The organism is Gemmatimonadaceae bacterium, from assembly GCA_020852815.1.
Taxonomy (GTDB): Bacteria; Gemmatimonadota; Gemmatimonadetes; order Gemmatimonadales; family Gemmatimonadaceae; genus SCN-70-22.
In genome coordinates this window covers 64,417-89,104 of sequence record JADZAN010000036.1, presented here as the reverse complement: position 1 = coordinate 89,104, position 24,688 = coordinate 64,417, and the positions used below count along the sequence as shown (strand labels likewise).

Below are 24,688 nucleotides of genomic sequence, written 5' to 3'. Positions count from 1 at the left end.
GATGCGCTGGCGCACGGCGCTGGCGTTCGCGTGCCTTGGCATCGCGCGCGGGCTCGGCGCGCAGGTGCTCGAGTGCGACGAGACGTCGATCGAGGTGCACAAACTCTCCTTTGCCGGCAACCACGCCTTCCGCAGCTCGGTGCTGGCCAATGGCGTCGCCACCACGCAGTCGTCGTTCGCCCGCCGCTGGTTTCGCCTGTTCGGCAAGCGCTACTGCCTGGATGCGGCGACCGTCACGCAGGATTCGCTGCGCCTCATCCTGTTCTACCGCAACGCCGGCTTCTCGCAGGTGAAGGTTGCCAAGGAGCTGTCGATGCGCTCGCGTCGTGCGGCGGAGCTGCGCTTCGTCATCGACGAGGGGCAACCGGTTCTCATCGACAGCGTGTCGTACGTGGGCTTCGATTCGGTGCCGCAGTTCGATCGCCTGCGGCGCGGGATCGAGGTCAAGCCTGGGATGCGATTCGACAAGTCGGCGGTGCTGGCGAGCCGCGACTCGCTGGCGCGGCGGCTCCGCGACCGCGGCTACCCGATGGCCGAGGTGCTGCGCTCCTTTGATACCGACACCGCGCGACGAACCGCCGTGGTGGAGTTCAGCGCTTCCACCGGGCCGCGGGCGTGGCTGGGCGCCATCCACGTGACCGTGGATGTGCCGCCGGGGGAGGAGCGGCGCGTGGCGCCGGAGCGCGTGAAGGGGGTGCTGGGAATCCGCGAGGGGCAACTCTATCGCGAGCGCTCGCTCGAAGGGGTCAAGCGCGGGCTCTACCTCTCCGAGGCGTTCCGTCACGTGGACGTGCAGGTCGACTCGGCGTCGCTGGCCGATGACGTGGACTCGCTGGTCACCATCGACGTGCAGCTGACGGAAGGGGACCTGCGGGCGTCGCGCCTGTCGATGGGGTGGGGGAACCTGGATTGCCTGCGCACGCAGGGGAGCTACACCGACTACAACTTCCTGGGGCGGCTGCGCCGCCTGGACCTGAATGGGCGTCTGTCGAAGGTGGGGGTGGGGGCGCCGTTCGACTTCGCCAGCGGCTTCTGCCGCCAGGAAGTCAAGAAGGACATCTTCAGCGACACGCTCAACTACTACGCCGGCGTGACCATGTCGCAGGCCTCGCTGTTCGGGCTGCGCACCATTCCCACGCTCACGCTGTACAGCGAGCGGCGATCCGAATTCCAGGCGTACCTGCGCGACACGCGCTTCGGCGCGCTCGCCTCGGTACAGCGCGGGATCGACGGCACGGCACCGCAGAGCTTCTCCTACCAGCTGGAGTACGGGAGCACCTTCTCGTCGCCGGCGTTCTTCTGCGCCGTGTTCAACGTCTGCGAGCAGGATGCGCAGGACCGCCTGCTGGCGCGCAGCCGCCTTGCGGTGGCGGGGTGGAGCCTGACGCGGAACCGCGCCGACGACTTCGCGAACCCCTCGCGTGGCTCGGTGATGCGCGTCGAACTGCGACATGCCTCGCGCGTGATCGGGTCGAGCACCGACCAGCAGTTCAATCGCGCCGTCTTCGACGCGTCGGTGTATCGCCCGGTCTTCGATGGCGGCGTCTTCGTGCTGCGGTTGCGCGGCGGAACCGTGCTCGGGCGCCGCCTCGGCTTCGACGGCAGCCGCACGTTTGTCCCACCGCAGGAGCGACTCTACGCGGGCGGCCCCAACACGGTACGCGGTTTTCGACAGAACGAGCTGGGGCCGGCCATCTACGTCGTCGACACCTTCACCGTGGAGACGGGCGCGGCCGATACGTCGTTCTTCCGTTCGGAGAGCGGGCGCGTGGGGTACCGCGTGGTCCCCTCGGGCGGTGACAACGTGGTGATAGCCAACGCCGAATTGCGCCTGCGTTCGGTCTTTCTCCCGGAGCTGATCCAGTACTCGCTCTTCGTCGATGCCGGTGAGGTGTGGAACCGCAGCGCCGCCTCCTCCGTTCGCCCGCCCGTGCAGTTCAAGGTGACGCCGGGTTTGGGCGTGCGCGTCTTCACGCCCATCGGGCCGGTGCGCATGGATATCGGGTACAACCCGTACCAGGCGCCGCAGGGGCCGGCGTTCTTCAGCGCGCAGCAGCGGCTGGAGGGGGGCTCGGTGGAGCGCGCGCTCTACTGCACGAGCCCGGGCAACGAGCTTGCGGTCACGCCGGGGACGGCGCTTCCGGTGCAGGTGGCGGGGGCGTGTCCGTCGACGTTCCAGCCTGCGCGCCGGACGACGTTCCTCAGCCGCCTGACGTTCAACTTCTCGATCGGGCAGGCGTTCTAGCATGACCCGCCGCCGCGCCGTCGTCCTGGCCAGTGCCGCCACGCTGTTCGCGTTAGGCGGCGTGCTGGTGGGCGGCATCGCGGCGGTGACGCAGACGCGGTGGGGGCGCGAGATGATTCGCACGCAGGCCATCGCGTTCATCAACGGGAAGATCAAGGGGAAGATGTACATCGGGCACCTCGAGGGCTCGCTCTTCTCCAACCTCGTGGTCGACTCGTTCTCGATCCGGGACCTGAACGACTCCGTCTTCGTCGCCACGGGGCCGGTGCGCCTGCGGTTCGATCCGCGCGATTTCCTCGACCGGCGGATCGTCGCGTCCGACGTCCGGATCGAGCGCGCCTTCGTGCACGTGCACCAGGATTCGCTCAAGGCGTGGAACTTCCGGAAGATCTTCCCGTCCGGGCCCAAGGGGCCGCCCAAGCCGCGCACGACGCGCAGCTTTGGCGACTACATCCTCGTGAATGCGGCCCGGGCGACGAACCTCACGTTCTATCTCACGATGCCGTGGCAGCCCGACGATTCGCTCAAGGGCGCACGGGCCGACAGCGCGGCGCGCGTGCAGATGGCGCGCCGCGACAAGATCATCCGACGCACAGGGAGCGGTTACGAAATCCAGCGGCGGTGGACCAACGGTTCGCTGCAGCTGGGCCCGTCGCGCATCGACGATCGCGATGCCCTTGGGCGACAGTTCGACGTGGTGCGCTTCGACGCCGACGAGTTCGACCCGCCGTTCAAGTTCCGCGAGGCTCGCGGGATCGTGCGCAACAAGGGCGATTCGCTGTGGGCCGACATCAACCACTTCCGCTTGCCGGGTTCGCGCGGGACGGCCAAGGGGAAGGTGTGGTGGGGGAGCGACCTCCCCACGCGCTACGACCTCACGTTCGTGGCCGATACGCTCTCGCTGGCCGACGTGGCATGGGTCTATCCCACGCTCCCGACCACGGGGGGCGGGCGCATGTCGCTCCACATCGGGAATGGTCGTGACCTGCACCAGCTCGAGTACGCGCTGCACGACATGGACGTGCGCACGATGAACTCGCGGCTGCGCGGCGACATGACGTTCGGCACCGGCGCGCCGGTCCTCATCGTGAAGGACATCGACCTGCGCGCCGATCCCATCGACTGGGTCCTCATCGAGCAGTTCACCGGCGAGCCTCTCCCGTTCCCGTTCAAGGGAGAGATCACGGCGACCGTGAAGGCCAGCGGTGGCCCGGTGACGCATTTCCAGCTGGAGCGCGGCGACTTCAGCTGGCGCGACGGCAACGTCGCGGGCGTGGTGAACAAGGGGACGGTGAAGGGCGAGCTGGACATCCTCTTCCCCGCGTTCACGAAGTTCCACGCCTTCGATGTCGCGCTCTCGAGCTTTGACCTGAGAACGATCATGGCCGTGAACCCCGCCTTCCCGAAGTTCTTCGGGACGGTGTCGGGGACGGCGCGCCTCGATTCGGTCTGGACCGACTTCCGCTTCCGCAACGCCGACATCACGCATCACCTGGAGAACGCCGAGTCGTCGCGCTTCACGGGGAACGGGCGCGTGACGATCGGGGAGAAGGCGCTCACGTACGACCTCGCGCTCGATGCGAGGCCGCTCAGCCTGACGACGGTGGCCAAGGCGTACCCCGAGGCGGAGCTGATGTACAAAGGGACGTACACGGGGCCGCTGCGCGTGCAGGGGCAGGCCGACGACCTCGCAATCTCGACGGAGCTGACGGGGACGCCGGGGACGCTGGCCTTCGACGGTCGCGTCGATGCGGACTCGATTGGCGGCTACGGCTACGACGGCCTGCTCCGCTTCAACAACCTCGACCTTCGCCTCCTGCTCGATACGGCGTCGGTGCTGCACACGCAGCTCAACGGGACGGTGGAGCTGGACGTGAGGGGCGATTCGCTTGCCGCGTGGGAGGGGCCGCTCGACCTCTCGCTCGATCGCTCGCTGGTCGACTCGGTGCGCGTGTACTCCGGGGCGCGCGCGCGGATGCGTTTCGGCGGCGGGCGCCTGCGCATCGACACGTTGCACGTGGAGACGGCGCTTCTCTCTGCCGCCGGTCGCGGCGGGATCGGGCTCATGCCGGCGGTGCGCGACTCGCTGTCATTCCTGGTGAGTGCCGACTCGCTGGGCGCGCTGCGGCAGTACCTGGTGAAGGCGGCCGCGGGCGACAGCGCGGCGATCGCGGCGGCGCTCCGCGACTCGCTGGGTGCCGAGGTGAGTGGGCGCGGGGTGCTGGCCGGCTCGCTCGACACGCTCGACGTGCGCGCGGCGCTCGACATCCGGCACCTGACGTACGGCGACTATGGGGCGCGGGTGGCGCGCGTGGCCGCCGACCTGCAGCACGTGGCGCTCCCCGACATGCGCGGGACGCTGCGCGTCAACGCCGACACGATTGCGGCTGGCGGCGTGGCGATCGCCAACGCGGGGCTGGACCTCGACATCGCCGGGACGTCGCGCGTGGGGTTCGCCCTCCTCGCCACGCTCTCCAACGGTCCGGTGCTGGAGACGCGCGGCGCCTACGGCACGGCGCAGGACACGACGCGCATCGCCTTCGACGCCTTCCGCCTCGGGTTGGACGGACGCGAGTGGACGCTGGCGCGCAAGGCGTCGCTGTGGGCGTCGCGCGGGGCGTTCAGCGCCGACACGGTCCGCCTCACGGGAAGCAGCGGCGGCGAGATCCTGCTGGCGGGGGCGGCGACGGAAGACAGCACGGTGCGGCTGCGGTTGCAGCTGGATAGCGTCTCGATGGCCGACATGGCCAACCTGGCGCAGGCGAGCGTCCCGCTGAGCGGGTGGCTCTCGACGCGCGTCGACGTGGCGGGGACGCGCAGCGCGCCAACCATGACGCTGACCGGGGCGGTGACCGGGGCCAAGGTGGGGCAACTGAACGTGGCGCGCGCGGCGCTGCGCGGCGAATACGCCGAGCGGCGCGTGCACGTCGGCGCCGACTTGCTGCGCAACGACTCGACGGTGGTCAGCATTCGCGGCAATGCCCCGATTGACCTGGCGCTCGTCCCGCGCGACACGCGCCTGCTGCGCGACACGCTCCGCGTGTCGGTGGTCTCGAACAACCTCGACATGTCGGTGGTGGAGAGCTTCCTCCCCACCATCAACAGCGCGCGCGGGCGCCTCTCGGCCGATTTCTCCCTCGCCGGAACCACCGAGCGTTCGGCGCTGCAGGGGTACCTGCGCATCGACTCGGCGGCGGCGACGATCCCCGACCTCGGGATCCGGCTGCGCGACCTCAACGCCGACCTGTCGGCGGCGCGCGACACCGTCCGCATCCAGCGCTTCTCCGTCGTGAGCGGCGATGAGGCGCGCGATTCGCTCTGGATGGGGGGGTGGTTCGCCCGCCTCACGGACGCCGGCGGCGAGAGCAACGTCGCCTTCGATGTCTCGTTAGGGGCCCGCGACTTCCAGGCGATCGCCAGCCGTCGCGTTGCCGAGTTGTCGCTGTCGGGCGGGCTGCGCCTGAGCGGCTCGCTCGACCGGAGCCGCCTGTCGGGGAACGTGACCGTCAACCGCGGGGTGATCGTGATTCCCCCGTTCACCGGGAAGAAGCTCATCTCGCTGGACGATCCCGAGCTGTACAACGTGGTCGACACGACCGTCTTCGCCAACCGCGCCCTCCTTCCCAAGGCGCCCCCCGCCTTCGTGAACAACCTCACCGTCGACAACGTGCGCATCACGATGGGGTCGGACGTGCGCGTGCGCTCGGAGGAAGCGGACATCAAGCTGGGCGGGGCGGTGAACGTGACGGTGGGGGCGCGCATTGGCGGCACCGCGCCGCAGTTGGCCCTGGACGGCGCGCTGCAGACCGAGCGCGGCTACTATCGCCTCGACCTGGGCGGGCTGGTGCAGCGCACCTTCACCGTGGAGGGAGGAGAGCTCCGCTTCCTCAACGAGACCGAACTCAACCCGATCCTCAACATCAGCGCCCTGCACACGGTGCGGCAAATGTCGAGCAACTACGGCGGTCGCAACGACGTGCGCATCCGGGTGCGCGTGCAGGGGACGCTCATCCGCCCCATGTTGCGCCTGGAGAGCGCCGACTCGTTGCAGCTCTCGGAGTCGGACCTCATCTCCTACCTCGTGGCCGGCGTCCCGTCGTTCGGGCTGGGGGGGCAGTTGAGCGCCAACCGGTTCAGCGCGTCGTCCATCGCGCTCAGCACCATCTCCTCGTACATCTCGGCGCGCTTCTCCGGCGGACTGTTCGACTACGTCAGCATCCAGACCACGACCGGGACCAACTCGCAGCAGCAGCAATCGCGGCAGGGGCTGCTCAACGGCGTGCAGTTCGGCATCGGCAAGCAGCTGGGCGAGCGAACGTTCCTGTCGCTCACCACCGGGCTGTGCAAGGTCGCCGCCTCGGGCGGGCAGCTCAACCCGATCGACCTCGCGCAATCGATCGGGATCAAGCTCGAGCAACGGCTGTCGGCGGGGTACGGCTTCTCGTTCTCGCTGGAGCCGCCGCTCAACGAGTTGTTCTGCACCAGCGGCACCGACCGCAGCTTCGCGACCACGCGCCGCCAGTTCGGCTTCGACCTGTTCCGCGCCTGGCGGTGGTAGCGGTTCGGCGGGCGCTCCTGATCGTCAATCCGGCAGCGCGTCGTGGGGCATCATCCCTGCGCGCGGTGACGCGCGCCTTTGCCGATGCCGGCGTCGCATGCACCGTGATTCCCACGGAGCGCAGCGGTCACGCGGAGCAGTTGGCGCGCGCGCATGCCGAGTCGCACGACGCCGTGTTCACGCTGGGGGGCGACGGGACCGTCATGGAGGTCCTGCACGCGCTGATTGCGAGCGATCGTCCGGTGGGCATCCTTCCCGGCGGGACGGGGAACCTCGTCGCCCGTGCACTGGGAATCCCGATGTCGCCACGGCGCGCGGTGGCCAGGTTGTTGGGCGGGACGGTGAAGACGATCGACCTCGGGCAGCTCGAGGACGGCCGTGTCTTCGCGTTCGCGGCGGGGGTCGGCGTCGACGCGCAGATGGTGGCGACGGCGAGCCCGCGGGCCAAGCGGCGACTGGGCGTGGGGGCGTACGTGGCGACGGGAACGCGCGCCGCGCTGGCTCTCGAACCGTTTACGTTGCGAGCGACGGTGGACGGTGTGGCGCACACGTTCGAGGCGACGAGTGCGATGGTGGCGAATTTCGGGGCCGTCCTCGGCGGGCTCATCCACTTGGGACCCGACATTCGCGAAGATGACGGATTGCTCGACTTGTGCGTCTTTTCCCCAGCGAATGTGCGCACCGCGCTTCGCCTGGGATGGCGCATGTTGCGTCACGATTTCGGGAACGATCCTGCCATGCAATTTCTTCGTGGGCGCAGTGTGCACCTCGAGACCGATCCCCCGCGAACGAGCCAGGCCGACGGTGAGCTGCTGCCGTGGCCGCGGCTGCACGTGACGGTGGTGCCGGGGGGGGCGCGGCTCCTGGTTCCGGGCGCTGCGTTAGGCGGGCGGCGCGCGTGACGCACGCGGGGCAGCGCGACCGGGCGACGCCGCAGGGTGGGTCGCCGGCAATCCAGGGCGCCGCGACCGGCCATGGTGCGGTGACGGGCACCCCGCCGGGCGGGGCGGGGCGCGTCGAGTCGCTCGATCACCTGCTCGCCGGCCTCGATCCGGCGGCGGCCAACCAGATCCGGGCGCTGGTGGAGCGCGGGCGTCGCCACGAGGCGCGATTGCAGCTGCTGCAGCAGATCGCCGTCTCGCTGGCGCGCACGCTCGACGAGGACGAGATCCTGGAGGAGCTCGCGCGCGGGGTGCGCCGCGCGGTGGACTGCGACGGTGTCGTGGTGGCGCGCGTCGACCTCGATCGTGCGCTGGTCGAGGTCGTGCACCACAGCGTGGGCGACGTGGTCCTGTCGGCGGCGCGCGTGTCGCCGCTGGGGCAGGGGGCGCTGGGTGAGGCGGCGCGCAGCGGGTCGGCGGTGCATGTCTCGCCGTACGACCCGGCGCTCTCGCCGCTGGCGGCGCACGACGACGTGGTGCGCGGGGCGTCGGCGTCGGCGTCGGTGCTGGCTGTCCCGGTGATGCACGGCCGCCGGTTGTTGGGTGTGGTGGCGTTGCACGACGCGCGCGAGGATGCCTTCGACGCCGATGCGCGCGAGGTGATCGGCATGCTGGCGCGGCACGCGGCGGCGGCGCTGAGCAACGCGCACCTCTTTGCCGACAGTGAGCACGAGCGACGGCAGAGCGAGGCGATGGCGGAGATTGCCCGCGCCGTGGGCGAGTCGCTCAAGATGGGCGAGGTGTTGCGCCTGATCCTGCGCCACGCGGTGGCCCTGCTGGAGGCGGAGGGGGCGTGCGTGGCGCTGAAGGACGACGAGTACCTGCACATCGTCTCGGCGATCGGGAGCACCGAGCTCCTGTCGGGGGTTCACATGCCGATCGACGGGAGCCTGAGCGGGCGCGTCCTCCTGTCGGGGCATGCGCTGGTCACCAACGACATCCACGCCGAGGTGGATGTGCATCGCCCGACGGCGCGACTGGTCGCCATCGAGCGCTCAGTGATCGTCCCGTTGTCGACGGCGCGCGGCACGCTGGGGGTGATTGCCGTCTACAACGGTCCGACCGACTTCACCTCCGACGATGCGCGCGTGCTGCAGCGCCTGGCCGACCAGGTGGCGGTGGCGATCGAGAACGCGAGGTTGTACGAGGAGGTGCGCGACGCGACGCGCGAGTGGCTGGCGGCGTTCGACTCCATCGGCGTCGGGATGTGCCTCGTGGACGACAAGCGCCTCATCACGCGCGCCAACGCGCGCGCCATGCAGCTGACGGCAGAGCCGACGCATGTCACCCTGATCGGGCGCCCGTTCTACGAGACCGTGCTGGGCGAGGTGCCGGAATCGGACGGCGACCCGCTGGCGCGCGCGATCGACGACGGGCAGCAGTCGCGCACCGTGTGCGAGGGCGTGAGCGGGCGATGGATGGAGATCATGGCGGTCCCGCATCCCAACGGCGGGGCCATCGTGACCTTCGACGACGTGAGCACCCAGCGCGCGGCGTGGGACCGGCATCGCCTCATCGTGGAATCGAGCGCCGACCCGCTGTGCACGCTCGACCGCGAGGGGCGCGTGATCTTCGCGAACCCCGCGGCGCGCACCCTTCTCGCGCGGGGCGACCTGACCGGGATGCACTGGGGCGACCTGGTCCTGCACGACATGTCGGACGAGGCGCGGGTGCACGTGCAGCTGGCGGCGGCCGACCAGCCGCAGCGCCACGAGTACGTCCTGGTGCGGGGGGATGGCGAGCGGCGCGTGGTGACGGCGTCGCTCGCCCCCGTGCACGAGCGCGAGGCGGTGGCGATGGTGGTGGCGTCGCTGCATGACGTGACCGACGAGCGGCGCGCCCGCGAGGCGGTGACCAGCTCCGAGGCGCGCTACCGCCAGCTGTTCGAGCACGCCTCGGACGCGGTGCTCACGCTCAACCTGGCCGGCGCCATCACCTCGGCCAACCCGGCGGCCTGCGACACCTTCGACACGCCGCTCGACCACCTGCTGGGGCGCAACATCCATCCCTTCCTCGCCCCCGGGGACCTGGACCGGGTGACGACCTTCCTGCGCGATGCCCGCCACGGCGAGCGCCTGTCGTGGGAATGCGGTGTCGTCAGGCGCAACGGAAGCGCGCGCACGCTGGCCATCACCGCCACCCCGATGCGCGAGGGGCGGACCGTCATCGGCCTCCTCCTCGTGGCCACCGACGTGAGCGACGATCGCGCGCGCGCCGACGTCCTGCACCGCAGCGAGGCGCGCTATGCGCTCCTCGTCGAGACCGCATCCGACGCGATCTTCACCGTGGACGAGGAGGGGAACTTCACGTCGGTGAACCGCGCCTTCGAGGCAGCGACCGGCTTTGGGCGCGACGCCATCAGCGGGCACCACTTCACGCAGCTCCTCGACCCGCGCGACCGCGAGTCGATCTGGGAGCTGTTCGTGGGCGTCCTGCACGGGGGGCGCGAGATGCGCGAGATCCGCTACCTCGACGCCAGCGGCCGTTCCCGCTGGGGATCGTTGGTCGCCTCGCCCATCGTCGAGCGCGGCCGCGTCACCGGCGTGATGGGCGTGGTGCGCGACGTGACCAACGAGAAGCGCCTGCTCGACGAGCTGCTGCGCCGCGAGCGGCACGCCTCGGTTGGCCAGTTGCTGGGCGGCGTGGTGCACGAGCTCAACAACCCGCTCTCCGCCGTCCTCGCCTTCAGCGAGCTGCTCCTCGAGGAATCACGCGGTGACGACGCCGCGCACGAGGGGTTGGCGACCATCCGCCGCGAGGCGCTGCGCGCCTCGCGCGTGCTGCACAACCTGCTCGACATCGCCCGCGATCGCCCGCCGCACCCCGCCGCGGTGCAGCTGGCGGACATCGTGCGGCGCGCGGTCGACGTGCGGCGCTACGCCCTCGGCGTGTCGGGCGTGCAGCTCGTCGAGGAACTCCCCGACGACCTCCCGGTCACCTGGGGCGATCCCGCCCGGTTGCAGCAGGCGGTGCTCCACCTCGTCACGCGCGCCGAGCAGGCCATGCGCGACTGGGGCGGAACGCGACGCCTCTCGTTGCGCCTGTCGCGCGTTGCCGGCGCCATCGTCCTCGTGGTCGAGGACACCGGCCCGGGCATCGCCGCCGCCGACCTCGAACGCCTCTTCAGCTCGCGCGTTACCATGCGGGAGGGGCGCGACGGATCGGAGCTGGCCGGACTGGGGCTCGCCGTGGCCGAGGGGATCATCCGCGAGCACGGCGGGCGCATCCACGTCGACTCCACCCCGGGCAACGGCGCCACCTTCATCGTGGAGCTCCCCATCACCGCGGTGCCCGAACCCGAGGCGGTCGCTCCCGCACACCACGACACCGCCCCCGAGGGCGCGCAGCTGCACGTCCTCGTCGTCGACGACGAACCGTCCGTGCGCGCCGCGCTCGAGCGCATGCTGGGGTTCCTGGGGCACCGCGTGACGCTGGCCGCAGATGGTGAGGACGCACGCCGCGCCATGGAGGGGGGATCGTTCGACCGCATCATCCTCGACTTGCGCATGCCGCGGTTAGGGGGCGAGGCCTTCTTCGGCGAGCTGCAGGCGCAGTGCCCGGCCATGGTCCCGCGCACGATCGTGCTCACCGGCGACCTGGAGAGCGAGGCCGCCGACCGCATGGCGCGCGAGTCGGGCGGCGTGACGCTTCTCAAGCCGTTCACCCTCGACGACGTGCGGCGTGCACTCGCCGCTCGGCAGGCAGTGGAGCGTTAGGGGAGTGGGCGACCTGCTGATCGTCGACGACGAGCCGCTGCTCGCCGACAGCTTCGAGCGCTTCCTGTCCCGGGCGGGACACACCGTGCGCGTGGCGCGCAGCGGCGAGGAGGCGCTCGTCGCCTGGCGCGAGCGACGCCCCGACGTGACGCTGCTCGACCTGCGCCTCCCCGACATGACCGGCTTCGACGTCTACGCGCGCCTGCGCGACCAGGACCCAGTGGTGGTCATGGTGTCGGGGCATGCCGACGTCCCGCTGGCCGTGCGCGCGGTGCAGGAAGGGGTCGAGAACTTCCTCACCAAGCCGGTGGAGCTTCCCCACCTGCTCGTCGCCGTGGAACGCGCGCTGGAGAAGGTGCGACTGCGACAGCTGTCACGGTACCTCACCGAGCGTCGCACCACCGGTGGGAGCGTCGCGATCGGGAGTTCGACGCACATGCACGACCTTGCGGCGCAGGTGGAGTTGCTCGCCGCCTCCGAGCGCACCACCGTCCTCCTGCTGGGCGAGAGCGGGACGGGGAAGGGGCGCGTGGCGGAGATGATCCACGCCCACTCGGCGCGGGCCCACGCTCCGCTGGTGGAAGTCAACTGCGCCGCGCACGCGGGAGATGCGCTGGATGCGGAACTCTTCGGCATCGACGACGCGGCGGGCGACCGCGCGCGAGCGGGGCTGCTGGAGGTGGCGGCCGGGGGCTCGCTCTTCGTGGACGAGATCGGGGCGCTTCCGGCGCCGCTCCAGTCCAAGCTGCTGCGCGTCCTCGAAGGAAAGGGCTTCCGGCGCGTCGGTGGCACGCGCGAACTCACCGTGGATGTGCGCATCATCGCAGCGACCAACAAGGACCTCGTGCACGAGGTCAACGCGGGCAACTTCCGCGAAGATCTCTACTACAAGTTGAGCGTCATGCCGCTCACGCTCCCGCCGCTGCGTGCGCGTTCGCGCGAGGACCTCGTCGAGCTGATCGGACGCCTGATGGATGAGCTGGCGCCGCACCTTCCCGCGGCGCCGCGCGAGGTGAGCGAGGGCGCGCTCGATGCGCTCCTGCGCCATGCGTGGCCGGGAAACATCCGTGAGTTGCGCAACGTGCTGGAGCGCGGCATGATCGTCGGTCGCGGCGAGAAGACGCTGGAACTGTCATCGCTCCCTCCCGAGGTGCGCGGGGCATTTCCCGGCGCCACGGCCGCCGATCGCCTCGAGGGCAAGACGCTGGCCGATGTCGAGCGCGAGCATGTCGTCCGCACGTTGCGCCTGCGCGAGGGAAATCGCACGCACGCGGCTCGCGAACTCGGAATCTCGCGCGCCACGCTGATCAAGAAGATCAAGGAATACGGACTCCCCGACGCCTAACGCATCGCGCCCAAAACGGGAACAGCCATGACCACGCAGCAGCACGAACGCGACGCGATGCTCTGTCGCGCCTGCGGCAACGAGGAGCGCGCATCGGAAGGGTATCCCTGCGCCGACTGCGGAACCTTCATCTGCGTCATCTGCAACATGAAGGGGATCACGCGGTGCCGGGCGTGCGAGGCCAAGGCGTCATCGCCGCCGCCACCGCCGCCACCACCGCCGCCACCACCGCCGGGCGCCTAGGAAACGAGCGCGCCCGATGCCGCCGGGGCCACGAACTGCGGCGGCGCCGCGCGCACCATCAGTCCCACCGACGTGTGGGCCTGGTCGTCCAGGTCGATGCGCATCGTGTAGCTCCCCGCCTCGTCCAGCGGGAGGTCGATCGACGCGATGATGGGCAGGTCCATCTCGTGCGCCGCGGGCGGCACCCCTTCCACGTCGATCTGACCGTCCGACGACCAGAGCTCGGTGCCGTGCGGGTTGAGCCACCGAAGCCCCACGCGGTGCTTCCCCACGTCCTGCGTCCCACCCTTCAGGCGCACGACGAGGTGCGCCCGCGGGTGCACGGCAGGGAGTCCACCGACTTGGACGGCATCGAAGACGCCGAGGATGTTGAGCTTCCCTTCCTGGGAGATGTTCGCCGCGTCGGCGAAAAGTGCGAAGGAGACATGCATCCCCAATCTTACGCGCGCCGTCTACCTTTGGGCATGGCTGTCAGCGCTTCTGGAATCGTCGCCGCGCGCGATGTCGTGCCGCAGGAAGGTGAGTCGCGCTGGGTGACCGACATGCTCCTCCTCCTGATGGCCACGATCTGGGGGATCAACTTCTCGGTCCTCAAGTACGGGACGCAGTTCATGGCGCCCCTCGCCTTCAACGGCACGCGCATCCCGATTGCGGCCGTCACGCAGCTCGGAATCGCCGGCGCCATGCGGCTGGAGCGCGTCCCGCGTCCGCTGGTGGCCAAGCTCATCGCGCTCGGGATGCTGGGGAACGGCGTCTACCAGACGCTGTTCATCCTGGGTGTGGTGCGCGCGCGCGTGGCCACTGCCGCGCTCATCGTCGCCTCCACGCCGGCGTTCGTCGCCGTGCTCGGGCGCCTGCTCGGTGCCGAGACGCTCTCGCGCCGCCAATGGAGCGGGATCGCCCTGCAGATCGTCGGATGCTCGAGCGTGGTGCTGGGGTCTGCGCGTGGCGGAGCGGGGAACGACACTCCGCTCGGCGCCGCCCTGCTCGTTGCCGCATCGCTCAGTTGGGCGGCGTATTCCGTCGCCCTTCGCCGCATCGCCACACAGGTGCACACGCTGCAGATTGGCGGCTACACCATGGTTGGCGGGGCACTCATCGCCAGCGTCGTGGCGATTCCCGCGATCATGGGGACGCAGTGGAGCGCGCTCCCCCCGGGGGTCTATCTCGCGCTTCTCTATTCCGCCATGCTCGCGATGGTGCTCGCGTACCTGTTCTGGTATCGTGGCCTGCGCGTCCTCGGTCCCACGCGGACGGCGGTGTACTCGAACCTGCAACCGATCATCGCCGCGATCGTCGCCTTCCTCGCCTTCCGCGAGGTGCCAACCGCACCGCAACTCGTCGGCGCCCTCTGCGTCATCTCCGGCCTATTGCTCACACGCCGCTAGCATCTCGTCTTCTCGTCCTCTCGTCCTCTCGTCTTCTCATAGAATAGTGAGGCTCGTCCTCTTCGATATCGACGGTACGATTCTCTCCACCGAAGGAGCCGGACGCCGCGCCATGGAAGGGGCGCTCCTCTCGGCCTTCGGAACGCCGGGCGCGTCCACGTACCGCTATGATGGAAAGACCGACATGCAGATCGTGCGCGAGCTGATGCGCGAGGCGGGGATGGACGATGCAGCGATCGACGAGCGGCTCCCGACCATCCTCGACGAGTACCTCGCGCGGCTCGATCGCGAGCTGGCAAGCGGTGAGCTGCGCATGGTGCTGTATGAAGGCGTGCTGGAGCTGCTCGACGCCCTCGAGCGGCGCGCCGATCGCGTGCTCGGGCTGCTGACCGGGAACCTGCTGGGCGGCGCGGAGCGCAAGCTGCGCGCGGTGGGGATCGACCCGCAGCGCTTCCGCATCGGAGCGTTTGGCTCCGATCACGAGCATCGGCCGGCGCTCCCCGCCATCGCGCTGGAGCGGTGGCGCGCCATGGCGAACGGCGCGGCGCACGGCGGCGATCGCCTCGTCATCATCGGCGACACGCCGGCCGACATCGACTGCGGGCGCGGCGTGGGTGCCCGCGCGATCGCCGTGGCCACTGGGCACTACTCCGTCGACACGCTGGCGGCGCACGCCCCCGCCGCGGTCTTTGCCGACCTGCGCGACACCGAGGCGGTGATGCGCGCCATCGACGCCGACTGACCCCCAGGCCCTGACACGATGCGCGAAGTCGAGCTCAAGGCGGTGGTGCCTGACGAGGATGAGGCCCGCCGACGGCTGCAAGCCGCCGGCGCCATGGCCGTCTTCAGCGGCACGCTCATCGACCGGCGCTACGACACCGCCGGGCGGTCGCTCACGCAGCGCGACCTGGTGCTCCGGCTGCGGGTGCAGCGCACCGCGGTGGCGGAGCGCGGCCTGCTGGAGTTCAAGGGGGCGGCCTCCATCGTCGATGGCTACAAGGTGCGTGAGGAGGTGGGAACGCCGGTCGACGACCCGGCGGTGCTGGCCTCCATCCTCGAGTCGTTAGGCTACGGCGTCACGCGCGAAGTGGACCGCGAGGTGGAAGTCTACGCGGTGGCGGGCGCCACGGTGCGGCTGGAACGCTATCCGCGCATGGACCTCCTCGTGGAAGTGGAGGGCTCGCCGGAGGCCATCGAGGCCGCGATCACGATCCTTGGCGTCCCGCGCGAGGCGTTCACGGCGGAACCGCTGGTGGCCTTCGTGATGCGATACGAGGCGCGCACCGGGCAGCGTGCCGCCATCTGCACCCGCGAACTCGACGACGACTTCCCGTTTCGGGTGGACGATGCCTGACACGCTGGCGCGGCTGGCCTTTCGCGCCACCTCGTCGGGGCGCTGGCGCGGGCGCGACATCGCCGGCGTCGTGACGCTCTTCCTCGAGCGCGACGAAGTCGCCGTGCGCCACGAGTCGAGCGGCGAGGAATGGGCCGTCCCGATGCGCGCCCTCTCCGGGGCGAGCTGGCGCGCCGGCGCGCTCGACTTGCATCTGACGGATGACGTCTTGCACCTCTCGGCGGGCGAGGGGCTCGACCGCGCGTGGCACGCCCTCTCGGTCCGCGCCTGCACCCTCCCCGAGGTCGCACGCACGTTGCGGTCGTTCGCGCGCGGCGGCGCCGCAGCCAACGGACACCTGATCGTGCGCGAACGCTTCTTTGCCCCTCTCCTGCAGGCCCGCCGGCGGCTGGAGGGGGAGGAGCCGGTAGAATGGCGGGTGGCCGGCTTCGACGCCGAGGCGCTCGCTGAGCGCATCCGCGCCACGATCGCCGCGATCGCCCTCGAGCGGCACGAGGAGCGCCCCCCCCACCGGCGCGCGCTCGAGGCGGCGCTCCTCGACGCCTGCGACCCCCTGTTCGCGCAGCTGGCACAGGTGCACACCGCCGCGCGAACCGTCCATGAGGCCGAGGACGCCGTGCGCTTCGTGGCGTGGCGCGCATGGGCCGGTGAGGTCCGTGAAGTCTTCGTGCGCGCCGATCGCGCGTGGAGGGGAGTCGCCGATGCGCTGGCTGCGATCGATCGCCGTATCCCCCCGACAGCATTCCGATGAGCGGTCGGGGAATCCCTCTCGGTAAAGGCCCGCCGCGTTTGCAGTATTTCGGTCCATGGTAGTGGGACTCGGAATGGACCTCATCGACGTCCAGCGTGTGGCGGGGATGATCGAGCGGGACGGACAGCGCGTCACCACTCGCCTCCTCACCGAAGGGGAATGGGCGTACTGCTCGCGGATGTCGACCGTGGCCGAACACGTCGCGGCGCGCCTGGCGGCCAAGGAGGCGGCCTTCAAGGCGCTGTCGGGGAGCGAGGACGCTCGCGGAATCGGCTGGCGCGAACTTGAGGTGGTCCACGACCTTCATCGGCGTCCGTCGCTGGTCTTCCATGGACGGGCCGCCGAGCGCGCCGCGGTGCTGGGCGTCTCCCGCACCCACCTCACGCTCACGCATTCCCGCCAGACGGCGGGCGCGGTCGTCATTCTGGAGCGCGACGGCTAGCCGATGCGGTGTTGTGCCGATAAGTTTACTCGGAATACCATTGAGAATCATTCTCAATTGACTGAGACGCAACCGGGCCTGGGGCGAACGCATGGATCCGCGGCCCGAGTCCCCTTCATCTCCCTTCTCCGGCAATCGACGGACTCGCGTCAGCAGCGAGCCGCCACGAGCCGCCGAATCTGCGACCGCGTGCCGAATCGTTTTCGTATCCCGGATTTCCGTCGTTTGGCGGCGTCAGCCGCTGCCGTGTTCGGATTGCTGGTCGCGACCCAGTCGCCCGCCGATGCGCAGGAGCGCCCGGCCAAGCGGCTCGCCAGCATCGTCGGTGTCGCGGTCGAGGAATACGCCAAGGCGATCGACGCCAACGGGCGCCTGATCTCCGACCTCGAGTATGACGAAGCGGTGTCGTTCCTGGCCGATGCGCGCGAGGTGGCACAGCGGCTCAGCGGCGACAAGGTGGCGCTCACGCAGGCGCTGCTCGACTCGCTCGCTGCCGTCGTCAAGGCCAGGCGGCCGCCGGCGGACCTGGGGCCGCTGCACGAGCGCTTCAACGGATCGTTAGGGTCGGATGGGGCGCTCGATCTCCCGACCGGTGTGCTGGACCTGGCCGCCGGGCGCGCCATCTACGAGGCGCATTGCGCCGAGTGCCATGGCATCTCGGGGAAGGGCGATGGGCCGAGTGCGCCGGGCATGATGCCGCCGCCGCCCGCGCTGAGCGATGCGAAGGTGATGTACGACGTCTCGCCCGCGCTGATGTACCGCATTTCGTCGGTTGGCATTGCCGGGACGGCCATGAAGGGGTGGGCCTCGGAGCTCTCCGCCGACCAGCGCTGGAACGTCATCGCCTACATCAACGCGATGCGCGCGCCGAATGCGAGCGCGCCGGGCGAGGGGATCTACGCGCAGCGGTGCGCCGGCTGTCACGGCGTCTCGGGGAGTGGTGATGGCCCGCTGGTGGCTGCGCTGAGCAAGATCCCGGTCGACCTGAACTCGTTTGCCTGGCAGGCGGAGCGGAGCGACGCGCAGATCGTGGAGGCCGTGCGCGCCGGCGTGCGGGGGACCGCGATGCCACCCACGCGCGACCTGGACGACGCGGAGTACGCGCAGCTGGTGGCGCACCTGCGCTCGCTGTCGCTGCGCAACCCGCCGACGGAGCTGGCGCAGGGCGGCGACTCGCTCGACGGCGCGGCCGCGGCGCGCAAGGTGATGGCGATCCTCGACGAGGCGCTGACGGCGGCGCGCGGGGGGCGGCGTTCCGAGGCAGGCGACCTGGCCTTCGACGCCTACATCGCCTTCGAGCCGCTGGAGACGCCGGCCCGCGCCCGCAATCCCGGGTTGGTGGCCACCATGGAGCGGCACTTCGCCGACTTCAAGGGCGCGGTGAAGGCCAGCGACGCGCGCTCCGCCGAACGCGCCCGCGATGCGATCGCCGCGGGGATGCCGCAGATCGTGGAGATGACCAAGCCCGCGGAAGGGTTCTGGGGGGCCTTCCTGCAGTCGTTCCTGATCATCCTGCGCGAGGGGTTCGAGGCAATCCTCGTGATCGGGGCGGTGGTGGCGTTCCTCATCAAGACGGGGAATCGCCAGCGGCTGCGCGACATCTGGGTGGGGGTCGGCGTGGCGCTGGTGGCGAGTGCGGTGACTGCGGTGGTCCTGGCCACGGTGCTCAAGGCGCTCCCCGCGACGCGCGAGATCATCGAGGGCGCGACGATGCTGATCGCCGTTGGCGTCCTCTTCTCGGTGTCGTACTGGCTCGTGTCGAAGGTCGAGGCGGCGAGGTGGAACGCCTTCATCCGCGACAAGGTGAACAGCGCGCTGAGCCACGGTGGTTCGTCCGCGCTGACGGCGGTCGCCTTCCTTGCCGTGTATCGCGAGGGGGCAGAGACGGCGCTCTTCCTCCAGGCGCTGTACAGCGACGGCGCGGCGCTCCCGCTCTCGCTGGGAATCGCCGTCGGCTTTGCGGTGCTGGCGGTGGTCTTCACGCTCTTCCATCGCTACGGAGTAAAGATCCCGCTGCGCCCGTTCTTCGCCGTCACGAGCGCCCTCCTCTACTACATGGCGTTTGTCTTCATGGGGAAGGGGATCCGCGAGCTGCAAGAAGGGAACCTGATCCCGATCACGATCCTCCCCGGCTGGCCGTCGGTGGAGTCGATGGGAATCTTCCCGAGCGTGCAGACCTTGCTGGGGCAGCTGCTACTGGTCGCGCTCTTCACCTTCGCGCTGGCGAGGACGTTCTGGCCGCGCCGCTCGGTGGCGCTCCCCACCATTCGGCCGTCGATTCGCCCCGTCGCCGAGCCGATCGAAGACCGGGTGAGCGCGCTCGAACGCAAGGTGGAGTCGATCGAGCACGCCGTGTCGCAGGAGGGGGCGAAGCGGTGATCCGTTGATGGGTCAGGTCGCCACGGCGTGGATGCCGGGGCGGCCGGGGCCGGTCTTCGACCGCAGCACCATGACCACGACGCCGATCGCGCAGATGGCAAGTCCGATGAGCTGCGCCACGGTGATCGGGCCGAAGAGGCGGTCGTCCTTGGCGCGGAAGAACTCCACGATGAAGCGCTCCAGCCCCGCGAGGACGCAGTAGAGGCCAAAGAGCCACCCCTCGGCGTGCCGGTGGTTCCGGAAGCGCCAGATCACGAGGAACATCACCAGCGCCATCGAGACTTCGTAGAGCTGCGTGGGATGCACGGTGAGCACCGTGTCCGGCGTTGCGCCTGGCGGAATCGGCGTCCCGAACATCCGGTTCATGATTCCCGCGGTGCTCGGCGGGGCACCCTCGGGAAAGGCCACCGCGAAACGCGAGTCCCACGGGCGCCCGTAGTCATCGCCTACCGCCCAGCAGCCGGTGCGTCCCACCGCATATGCCCCGGCGATGGCGGGGCCGGCTACATCGGCAAAGCGGGCAAAGGAGAGCCTCTTGCGCGTGATGTATCCCCAGCAGAGGATCACGCCACCAATGAGCCCACCCCAGAAGACGAAGCCCGCGCGCGTGAAGAAGTCGCGCCAGTCATGCGTGATGAGGAGGATGTAGTAGAGCTTCCCTCCCAGGAGCATCCCCATCACCGAGGCAAAGACCAGGTCGGGCATGGCTGCGGCTTCGGCATCGTGCCCGCGGCGCGTGAGTTCGCGTTGCGTGATGATCTGGGCAATGACGAATGCCATGAGCACGGCGATGCCGAAGCCGGTGAGGTTCAGCGCTCCGAGCTTGATCTCCCAGGGGTGGTGAATGATGTGGTCCATGTCGCGTGCTGAGGGGCGGGCGTGAAGCGCGAGCCAGGTCAGCCGACGAGCCCTGGGATGGGCATCGAGGCGTGGGCGTTGAGCGTCCAGTCACTGCTGCTACCCCGTTCCGCATGGAAGAGCGCGGCGCGGGCGATCATTGCGGCGTTGTCGGTGGCGAGACGCGTGGATGGGGCAAAGACGCTTGCCCCCGCGTCGCCCAGGCGTCGCCGCATTGCCTCGACGAGTGCGCGGTTGCACGCCACGCCGCCACCGAGCACGACGCGCGTGCGACCATGCGCGCGCGCCGCACGATACGTCTTCTCCACGAGCGTGTCCACCAACGCTTCCTGGAAGGCGCGGGCAATGTGCGGCGCGTCGGCCGCAAGGTCAGTCGATGCGCGCACCGCGTGCAGCACCGCGGTCTTGAGTCCGCTGAAGGAGACATCGTAGTAGTCGGCGTCGCCGGGATGCTGGTCGCGCCGAAGCATGGGGCGCGAGAAGCGGAGGCGCGACGGGTCGCCCGTGGCGGCGAGCGCCTCGACGTGCCGGCCACCGGGATACGGGAGGCCGAGGAGCTTGGCCACCTTGTCGAAGGCCTCGCCGGCGGCGTCGTCGCGGGTCGCGCCAAGGATGCGATACTCACCCCACGCCGCCACGTCGAGCAGCAACGTGTGGCCTCCCGAGACGAGGAGCGCCGTGAACGGCGGCACGGCATCGGGCGCTTCGAGCGAGGTGGCGAAGAGGTGCCCCTCCATATGGTGCACCCCTAACAATCGCTTGCTGGCACCGAGGGCGAGCCCCTTGGCGTAGCTCACGCCCACGAGGAGGGCCCCCACCAGCCCGGGGGCGTGGGTGACCGCGATGGCGTCGACGTCGGCCAGCGTGCACGAGGCCTCGCGCAGCGCCTGCTGCACCACCGGGACCACGGCGGTGAGGTGCGCGCGCGACGCAATCTCGGGGACCACGCCGCCAAAGACGCGATGCACATCCTGCGAGAGGATGACGAGCGATTGCAGCTGCACCCGCGCGCCGTTTCCCTCCACCACGCTGGCCGAGGTCTCGTCGCAGGACGTCTCGAGCGCGAGGATGCGCATCAGCGGCGCCCTTGCGCCGGCGTCTCGCTCACGGGGCGCCGGTCTCCTCGACGCCGAGCAGCTGCGCGACGACGGCGCGGTTGGCGGGCGAGTCCCAGTCGTCGGCGCCGAGGCTCAGCTTGCGAATGCGCCCATCGCGCCCGATGAGGAAGGTGGCCGGAATGCCCTGCGTCTGGAACAGCGCCTCGATCTTCCCCGTCCCCTCGTGCAGGATCTCGAACGTGAGCTTGCGCTCGGCGACGAAGTCGAGCACCCGCTGTTCGTAGCCCGGGTCGTCCACGGCGACGGCGACCACCTTGAGCCCCTTGTCGCGATAGCGGTCGTAGAGGCGCTGGATGCTCGGCATCTCGACGACGCAGGGGCCGCACCACGTGGCCCACAGGTTCACCAGGAGCACTTCGCCCTTGTAGTCGGCGAGCGTCCTGGTTTGGGCGGTGCCATCGAGTGTGGCGGCGTGGAAGTTCGGCGCCTTCGCCCCCACGCGGACGGCCTCGACGTTCCCTACACCTGCCGTGCCGGCGTACATGAGCCCCGCGCCGAGGAACGCGACGATGAGGCCCACGAGCTGCCACTGACGCGTGGTGCTCACACCGTCTCCGAGCAGAGGGCGCGCAACGCGGCGATCTCGGCACGCGGATTCTTCGCGGCAAAGATCGCGTTGCCGGCGACGAAGGTGTCGGCGCCGGCGCGCCAGCACGCGGCGATCGTTTCGCGCGCCACGCCGCCGTCCACCTCGACCATCGCGTCGCGATTGCCGGCGCCGTCGAGCAGCGCGCGCGCCTGGCGGATCTTGTCGAGCGAGCGCGGGATGAATGTCTGCCCGCCGTATCCCGGGTTCACCGACATGATGAGGATCATGTCGACGTCGGTGGCGACGTCGGCCAGCGAGGCCACCGGCGTGGACGGGTTGATCGTCACGCCGGCGCGGCACCCCAACTCGCGAATGCGCGCGAGCTGGCGGTGCAGGTGCGGCGCGGTTTCCTGGTGGATGGTAATGACGTCGGCGCCGGCCTTGGCGAAGCTGTCGAAGTACTTCTCGGGCTCGACGACCATCAGGTGCACGTCGAGCGTCAGCGTGGTCAGGCGGCGGCAGGTCTCGATGACCTTGGCGCCGTAGGTGAGGTTGGGGACGAAGCAGCCGTCCATCACGTCGATGTGGATCCAGTCGGCGCCGCCGGCTTCGCACATGGCGATCTCGTCGCCCAGCCTGGCGAAGTCGGCGCTGAGGATGGACGGGGCAATGCGGACGCTCATGGAGAGCCTGCGACGCGAAGCGTGACGTTGGTGCCGGCGGCAATGGCCGAGCCCGCGGCCGGCGACTGGCCCACGACCGTCCCGCGCGGGAGCGTCGACGTGGGATCGTACTCGGCCGGCGCGGCGATGAGGCCGAGTTGGGCAATGAAGGCGGTGGCGGACTCGACGTCGCGCCCCACCACGTCGGGCATGGTGAGTTGCGCCGGGCCGGCGCTGACGACGAGGTCGACGCGCGTGGCCGTGGGGACCACCTGGCCCTCGGCGGGCTTGGAGTCGACGACCAGGCCGCGCGCCGAGTCAGAGCTCTGCTCTTGCACCTGCCCCAGCTGCAACCCGGCCTTGCGCAGCGCGGCCTCGGCGTCGGCGCGCGAGAGGCCAACGAGCGCGGGAATGGTCGAGCGCTGCTGGCCGGCGCTCACGTCGAGCGTGACCGAGGTGCCGGGGGCAACGGTGGTTCCGGCCGTGGGGTTCTGCGACAGGACGGTGGACTTGGGGGCGTCGGCGGAGAAGCGTTCCTCGCCAAACGCCACCTTGAGCCCCAGCCCGGTGAGGCGGCGCTGCGCGTCGGCTTGCGTCAGCCCCACCACGCCGGGGATGGTGATGTCGCCGGCCATGACGTCGTCGGGGAGGATGACGAAGGCAACGAGGAGGTAGGCGCCGAGAAAGCCGGCGAGGGCGACGGCCACGTGGAGGAGGATGGCGCGCAGGCGCTGTGGTGAGGGCACGCGTGGGTCCTCGTCAGGCACGCCGGCGCAGCCGCGCGGCGAAGGCACCGTCGACACCGTGCCGCTGCGGCAGGACGCGCAGCATCCCGGCGTCGAGCGTCGATGGCGGAACGGTGCCGGCGGGGGGCGGTTCGAGCGAGAAGTCCGCGTGCTCGGCGAGGAACTGCGTCACCTGCGCCTCGTTCTCCTCCGGTTCGAGCGAGCAGGTGCTGTAGACCAGCACGCCGCCGGGCCTAACGAGTTCCGCGGCGGCGCGCAGGATCGCGCGCTGCGAGGCGGCGCTCACCGCGAGGTCGGAGACCTTGAGGCGCCAGCGCGCGTCCGGGTGTCGGCGAAAGGTCCCCGTCCCGGTGCAGGGCGCGTCGACGAGCACGGTTTCGGCCGGCGCGAGCGCACGGTCGCGCGCGTCGGTGGCCACGAGCGTGACGTGGTGAACGTCGAGGCGCTCGAGGTTACGCCGCATGCGCTCCAGCCGCGCCGGCGAACGATCGCAGGCGACGACGTGCGCCGCGGTGCGGGCGAGCTCGAGCGACTTGCCCCCCGGCGCCGCGCAGAGGTCGATGACCGTTGCGCCTGGCGGAAAGGCCGCGTAGCGCGTGACCAGCGTTGCGGCCGGGTCCTGGATGAAGAAGAGCCCCTGGCGAAACGCCCCCACTTCGGCCAGCGCCACGTGCCCGGTCACGGCGAGCCCGTCGTCGACCAGCGGTGCATCCTCCACCGCTACCCCCGACGACTCCAGCATCGCCTCCAACTGCTCGCGCACGATTCCCCACGGGCGCAGCACCATCGGGGCCTCGACGTTGTTCAGCGCGAGCAACCGGCGCACCTCGTCCATCCCGAAGCGCTGTACCCAGCGCGCCACGAGCCAGCGCGGGTGCGACCCCTCGAGCGCCAGCTGATCGATGGCGTCGTCGCCGTCGCCCGTCGCGCCGCCGTCGGCGGCAATGCTTGCGGCTGGCGGCGACGTGTCGCGTTCGCGATCGGTGCGGCGCAGCACGGCGTTGGCGAGCTTGCTGGCCCCGATGCCGTGGCGTCGCTTGGCCAGCTCCACGCTCTGGGCAATGGCCGCGTACGGCGGAACGGAGCCCATGTGCAGGAGCTGATAGGTGCCCAGGCGCAGGATGTCGGTCAGGTCGGCGTCGAGACGGGCCAGCCCCCCGCGCACGCGCGCGGCGAGCGCCGCGTCCAGGTGCGCGCGACGGCGCAGCGTCCCGTACACCAGTTCCTGCACCCACCGGCGATCGCGCGCGTCGAGCTCCCCGGCGCGTCGCTCGAAGGCGACGTCCAGCAGGTCGCCTCCGCGCAAGTCGGCCATGATCTCGGCGGCGGCGGTGCGTGCATCGGTGACCCCGCCCCGAACCAAGGTCGAGCCGGGGGCACGCGATCCATCGGTGGGAGTCATGACCACAAGAT

At 70.2% G+C, this 24,688-nt stretch carries 19 protein-coding genes; 12 read left to right on the top strand and 7 right to left on the bottom strand.

Annotated features, from left to right (window positions below; genetic code table 11):
- Position 1: 1 nt before the first annotated feature.
- Genes IT359_18030 through IT359_18005 form a run of 6 tightly spaced genes read left to right on the top strand, consistent with a single transcriptional unit; the run spans position 2 to position 13,048 of the window.
- Positions 2 to 2,245 (top strand): BamA/TamA family outer membrane protein, encoded by a 2,244-nt coding sequence (locus tag IT359_18030; GenBank protein ID MCC6930895.1) that lies wholly within the window; start codon positions 2 to 4, stop codon positions 2,243 to 2,245.
- A gap of 1 nt (position 2,246) precedes the next feature.
- Positions 2,247 to 6,803: a translocation/assembly module TamB gene (locus tag IT359_18025; protein MCC6930894.1), complete on the top strand. Its 4,557-nt coding sequence runs from the start codon at positions 2,247 to 2,249 to the stop codon at positions 6,801 to 6,803.
- Positions 6,797 to 7,705: a diacylglycerol kinase family lipid kinase gene (locus tag IT359_18020; GenBank protein MCC6930893.1), complete on the top strand. Its 909-nt coding sequence runs from the start codon at positions 6,797 to 6,799 to the stop codon at positions 7,703 to 7,705. Before IT359_18025 ends, IT359_18020 begins: the two co-directional genes overlap by 7 nt.
- Positions 7,702 to 11,460 (top strand): PAS domain S-box protein, encoded by a 3,759-nt coding sequence (locus IT359_18015; GenBank protein MCC6930892.1) that lies wholly within the window; start codon positions 7,702 to 7,704, stop codon positions 11,458 to 11,460. The genes IT359_18020 and IT359_18015 overlap by 4 nt, the downstream gene beginning before the upstream one ends.
- The gene (locus IT359_18010; GenBank protein MCC6930891.1) at positions 11,426 to 12,805 is read left to right on the top strand and encodes a sigma-54-dependent Fis family transcriptional regulator; all 1,380 of its coding nucleotides are present in this window, start codon (positions 11,426 to 11,428) and stop codon (positions 12,803 to 12,805) included. Before IT359_18015 ends, IT359_18010 begins: the two co-directional genes overlap by 35 nt.
- 27 nt (positions 12,806 to 12,832) lie before the next feature.
- Positions 12,833 to 13,048: a hypothetical protein gene (locus IT359_18005; protein ID MCC6930890.1), complete on the top strand. Its 216-nt coding sequence runs from the start codon at positions 12,833 to 12,835 to the stop codon at positions 13,046 to 13,048.
- On the opposite strand, the gene IT359_18000 is transcribed toward IT359_18005, so the two are convergent.
- A complete protein-coding gene (locus IT359_18000) occupies positions 13,045 to 13,479 on the bottom strand; it encodes a hypothetical protein (protein ID MCC6930889.1) in 435 nt (144 codons plus the stop codon). The two genes, IT359_18005 and IT359_18000, sit on opposite strands and share 4 nt — an antisense overlap.
- A 33-nt stretch (positions 13,480 to 13,512) precedes the next feature.
- On the opposite strand from IT359_18000, the gene IT359_17995 reads away from it, so the two are divergent.
- From IT359_17995 to IT359_17970, 6 genes are all read left to right on the top strand, one after another.
- Complete coding sequence (locus tag IT359_17995) at positions 13,513 to 14,436, top strand: EamA family transporter (protein ID MCC6930888.1); 924 nt, start codon at positions 13,513 to 13,515, stop codon at positions 14,434 to 14,436.
- A 46-nt stretch (positions 14,437 to 14,482) separates the two neighbouring features.
- Positions 14,483 to 15,178, top strand: coding sequence for a haloacid dehalogenase-like hydrolase (locus tag IT359_17990; GenBank protein ID MCC6930887.1), 696 nt, complete (start codon positions 14,483 to 14,485; stop codon positions 15,176 to 15,178).
- A gap of 18 nt (positions 15,179 to 15,196) precedes the next feature.
- On the top strand, positions 15,197 to 15,790 hold the full coding sequence (locus IT359_17985; GenBank protein ID MCC6930886.1) for a class IV adenylate cyclase: 594 nt from the start codon (positions 15,197 to 15,199) through the stop codon (positions 15,788 to 15,790).
- Positions 15,783 to 16,541, top strand: coding sequence for a hypothetical protein (locus IT359_17980; GenBank protein MCC6930885.1), 759 nt, complete (start codon positions 15,783 to 15,785; stop codon positions 16,539 to 16,541). Before IT359_17985 ends, IT359_17980 begins: the two co-directional genes overlap by 8 nt.
- 55 nt (positions 16,542 to 16,596) lie before the next feature.
- The gene (acpS, locus tag IT359_17975) at positions 16,597 to 16,983 is read left to right on the top strand and encodes a holo-ACP synthase (protein MCC6930884.1); all 387 of its coding nucleotides are present in this window, start codon (positions 16,597 to 16,599) and stop codon (positions 16,981 to 16,983) included.
- 246 nt (positions 16,984 to 17,229) lie between these two features.
- Positions 17,230 to 19,362, top strand: a complete 2,133-nt coding sequence (locus IT359_17970) for an FTR1 family protein (protein MCC6930883.1) — start codon at positions 17,230 to 17,232, stop codon at positions 19,360 to 19,362.
- A 12-nt stretch (positions 19,363 to 19,374) separates the two neighbouring features.
- Here IT359_17970 and IT359_17965 read toward each other — a convergent pair whose 3' ends face one another.
- The 6 genes from IT359_17965 to rsmB are packed head-to-tail and all read right to left on the bottom strand — an operon-like array spanning position 19,375 to position 24,677.
- Positions 19,375 to 20,220, bottom strand: a complete 846-nt coding sequence (locus tag IT359_17965; GenBank protein ID MCC6930882.1) for a prolipoprotein diacylglyceryl transferase — start codon at positions 20,218 to 20,220, stop codon at positions 19,375 to 19,377.
- Positions 20,221 to 20,258: 38 nt separating this feature from the next.
- Positions 20,259 to 21,296, bottom strand: a complete 1,038-nt coding sequence (tsaD, locus tag IT359_17960; protein ID MCC6930881.1) for a tRNA (adenosine(37)-N6)-threonylcarbamoyltransferase complex transferase subunit TsaD — start codon at positions 21,294 to 21,296, stop codon at positions 20,259 to 20,261.
- A 28-nt stretch (positions 21,297 to 21,324) separates the two neighbouring features.
- Positions 21,325 to 21,885 carry a TlpA family protein disulfide reductase gene (locus tag IT359_17955; GenBank protein ID MCC6930880.1) on the bottom strand — a complete coding sequence of 187 codons (561 nt, stop codon included), beginning with the start codon at positions 21,883 to 21,885 and terminating at the stop codon, positions 21,325 to 21,327.
- Positions 21,882 to 22,550: a ribulose-phosphate 3-epimerase gene (locus tag IT359_17950; protein ID MCC6930879.1), complete on the bottom strand. Its 669-nt coding sequence runs from the start codon at positions 22,548 to 22,550 to the stop codon at positions 21,882 to 21,884. Before IT359_17950 ends, IT359_17955 begins: the two co-directional genes overlap by 4 nt.
- A complete protein-coding gene (locus IT359_17945; GenBank protein ID MCC6930878.1) occupies positions 22,547 to 23,275 on the bottom strand; it encodes a PASTA domain-containing protein in 729 nt (242 codons plus the stop codon). The genes IT359_17950 and IT359_17945 overlap by 4 nt, the downstream gene beginning before the upstream one ends.
- A 13-nt stretch (positions 23,276 to 23,288) precedes the next feature.
- Entirely contained in the window at positions 23,289 to 24,677 is a 1,389-nt protein-coding gene (gene rsmB, locus IT359_17940) for a 16S rRNA (cytosine(967)-C(5))-methyltransferase RsmB (protein ID MCC6930877.1), read from the bottom strand.
- Positions 24,678 to 24,688: the final 11 nt, after the last annotated feature.

What these genes read in the sequence shown, in the direction of transcription:
- IT359_18005 (MCC6930890.1), top strand. Translation starts at nt 12,833, where the DNA reads ATGACCACGCAGCAGCACGAACGCGACGCGATGCTCTGTCGCGCCTGC.
- IT359_18025 (MCC6930894.1), top strand. Translation starts at nt 2,247, where the DNA reads ATGACCCGCCGCCGCGCCGTCGTCCTGGCCAGTGCCGCCACGCTGTTC.
- IT359_18000 (MCC6930889.1), bottom strand. Translation starts at nt 13,479, where the DNA reads ATGCATGTCTCCTTCGCACTTTTCGCCGACGCGGCGAACATCTCCCAG.
- rsmB (MCC6930877.1), bottom strand. Translation starts at nt 24,677, where the DNA reads ATGACTCCCACCGATGGATCGCGTGCCCCCGGCTCGACCTTGGTTCGG.
- IT359_17950 (MCC6930879.1), bottom strand. Translation starts at nt 22,550, where the DNA reads ATGAGCGTCCGCATTGCCCCGTCCATCCTCAGCGCCGACTTCGCCAGG.
- IT359_17980 (MCC6930885.1), top strand. Translation starts at nt 15,783, where the DNA reads ATGCCTGACACGCTGGCGCGGCTGGCCTTTCGCGCCACCTCGTCGGGG.
- IT359_17985 (MCC6930886.1), top strand. Translation starts at nt 15,197, where the DNA reads ATGCGCGAAGTCGAGCTCAAGGCGGTGGTGCCTGACGAGGATGAGGCC.
- tsaD (MCC6930881.1), bottom strand. Translation starts at nt 21,296, where the DNA reads ATGCGCATCCTCGCGCTCGAGACGTCCTGCGACGAGACCTCGGCCAGC.
- IT359_17995 (MCC6930888.1), top strand. Translation starts at nt 13,513, where the DNA reads ATGGCTGTCAGCGCTTCTGGAATCGTCGCCGCGCGCGATGTCGTGCCG.
- IT359_18030 (MCC6930895.1), top strand. Translation starts at nt 2, where the DNA reads ATGCGCTGGCGCACGGCGCTGGCGTTCGCGTGCCTTGGCATCGCGCGC.
- acpS (MCC6930884.1), top strand. Translation starts at nt 16,597, where the DNA reads ATGGTAGTGGGACTCGGAATGGACCTCATCGACGTCCAGCGTGTGGCG.
- IT359_17965 (MCC6930882.1), bottom strand. Translation starts at nt 20,220, where the DNA reads ATGGACCACATCATTCACCACCCCTGGGAGATCAAGCTCGGAGCGCTG.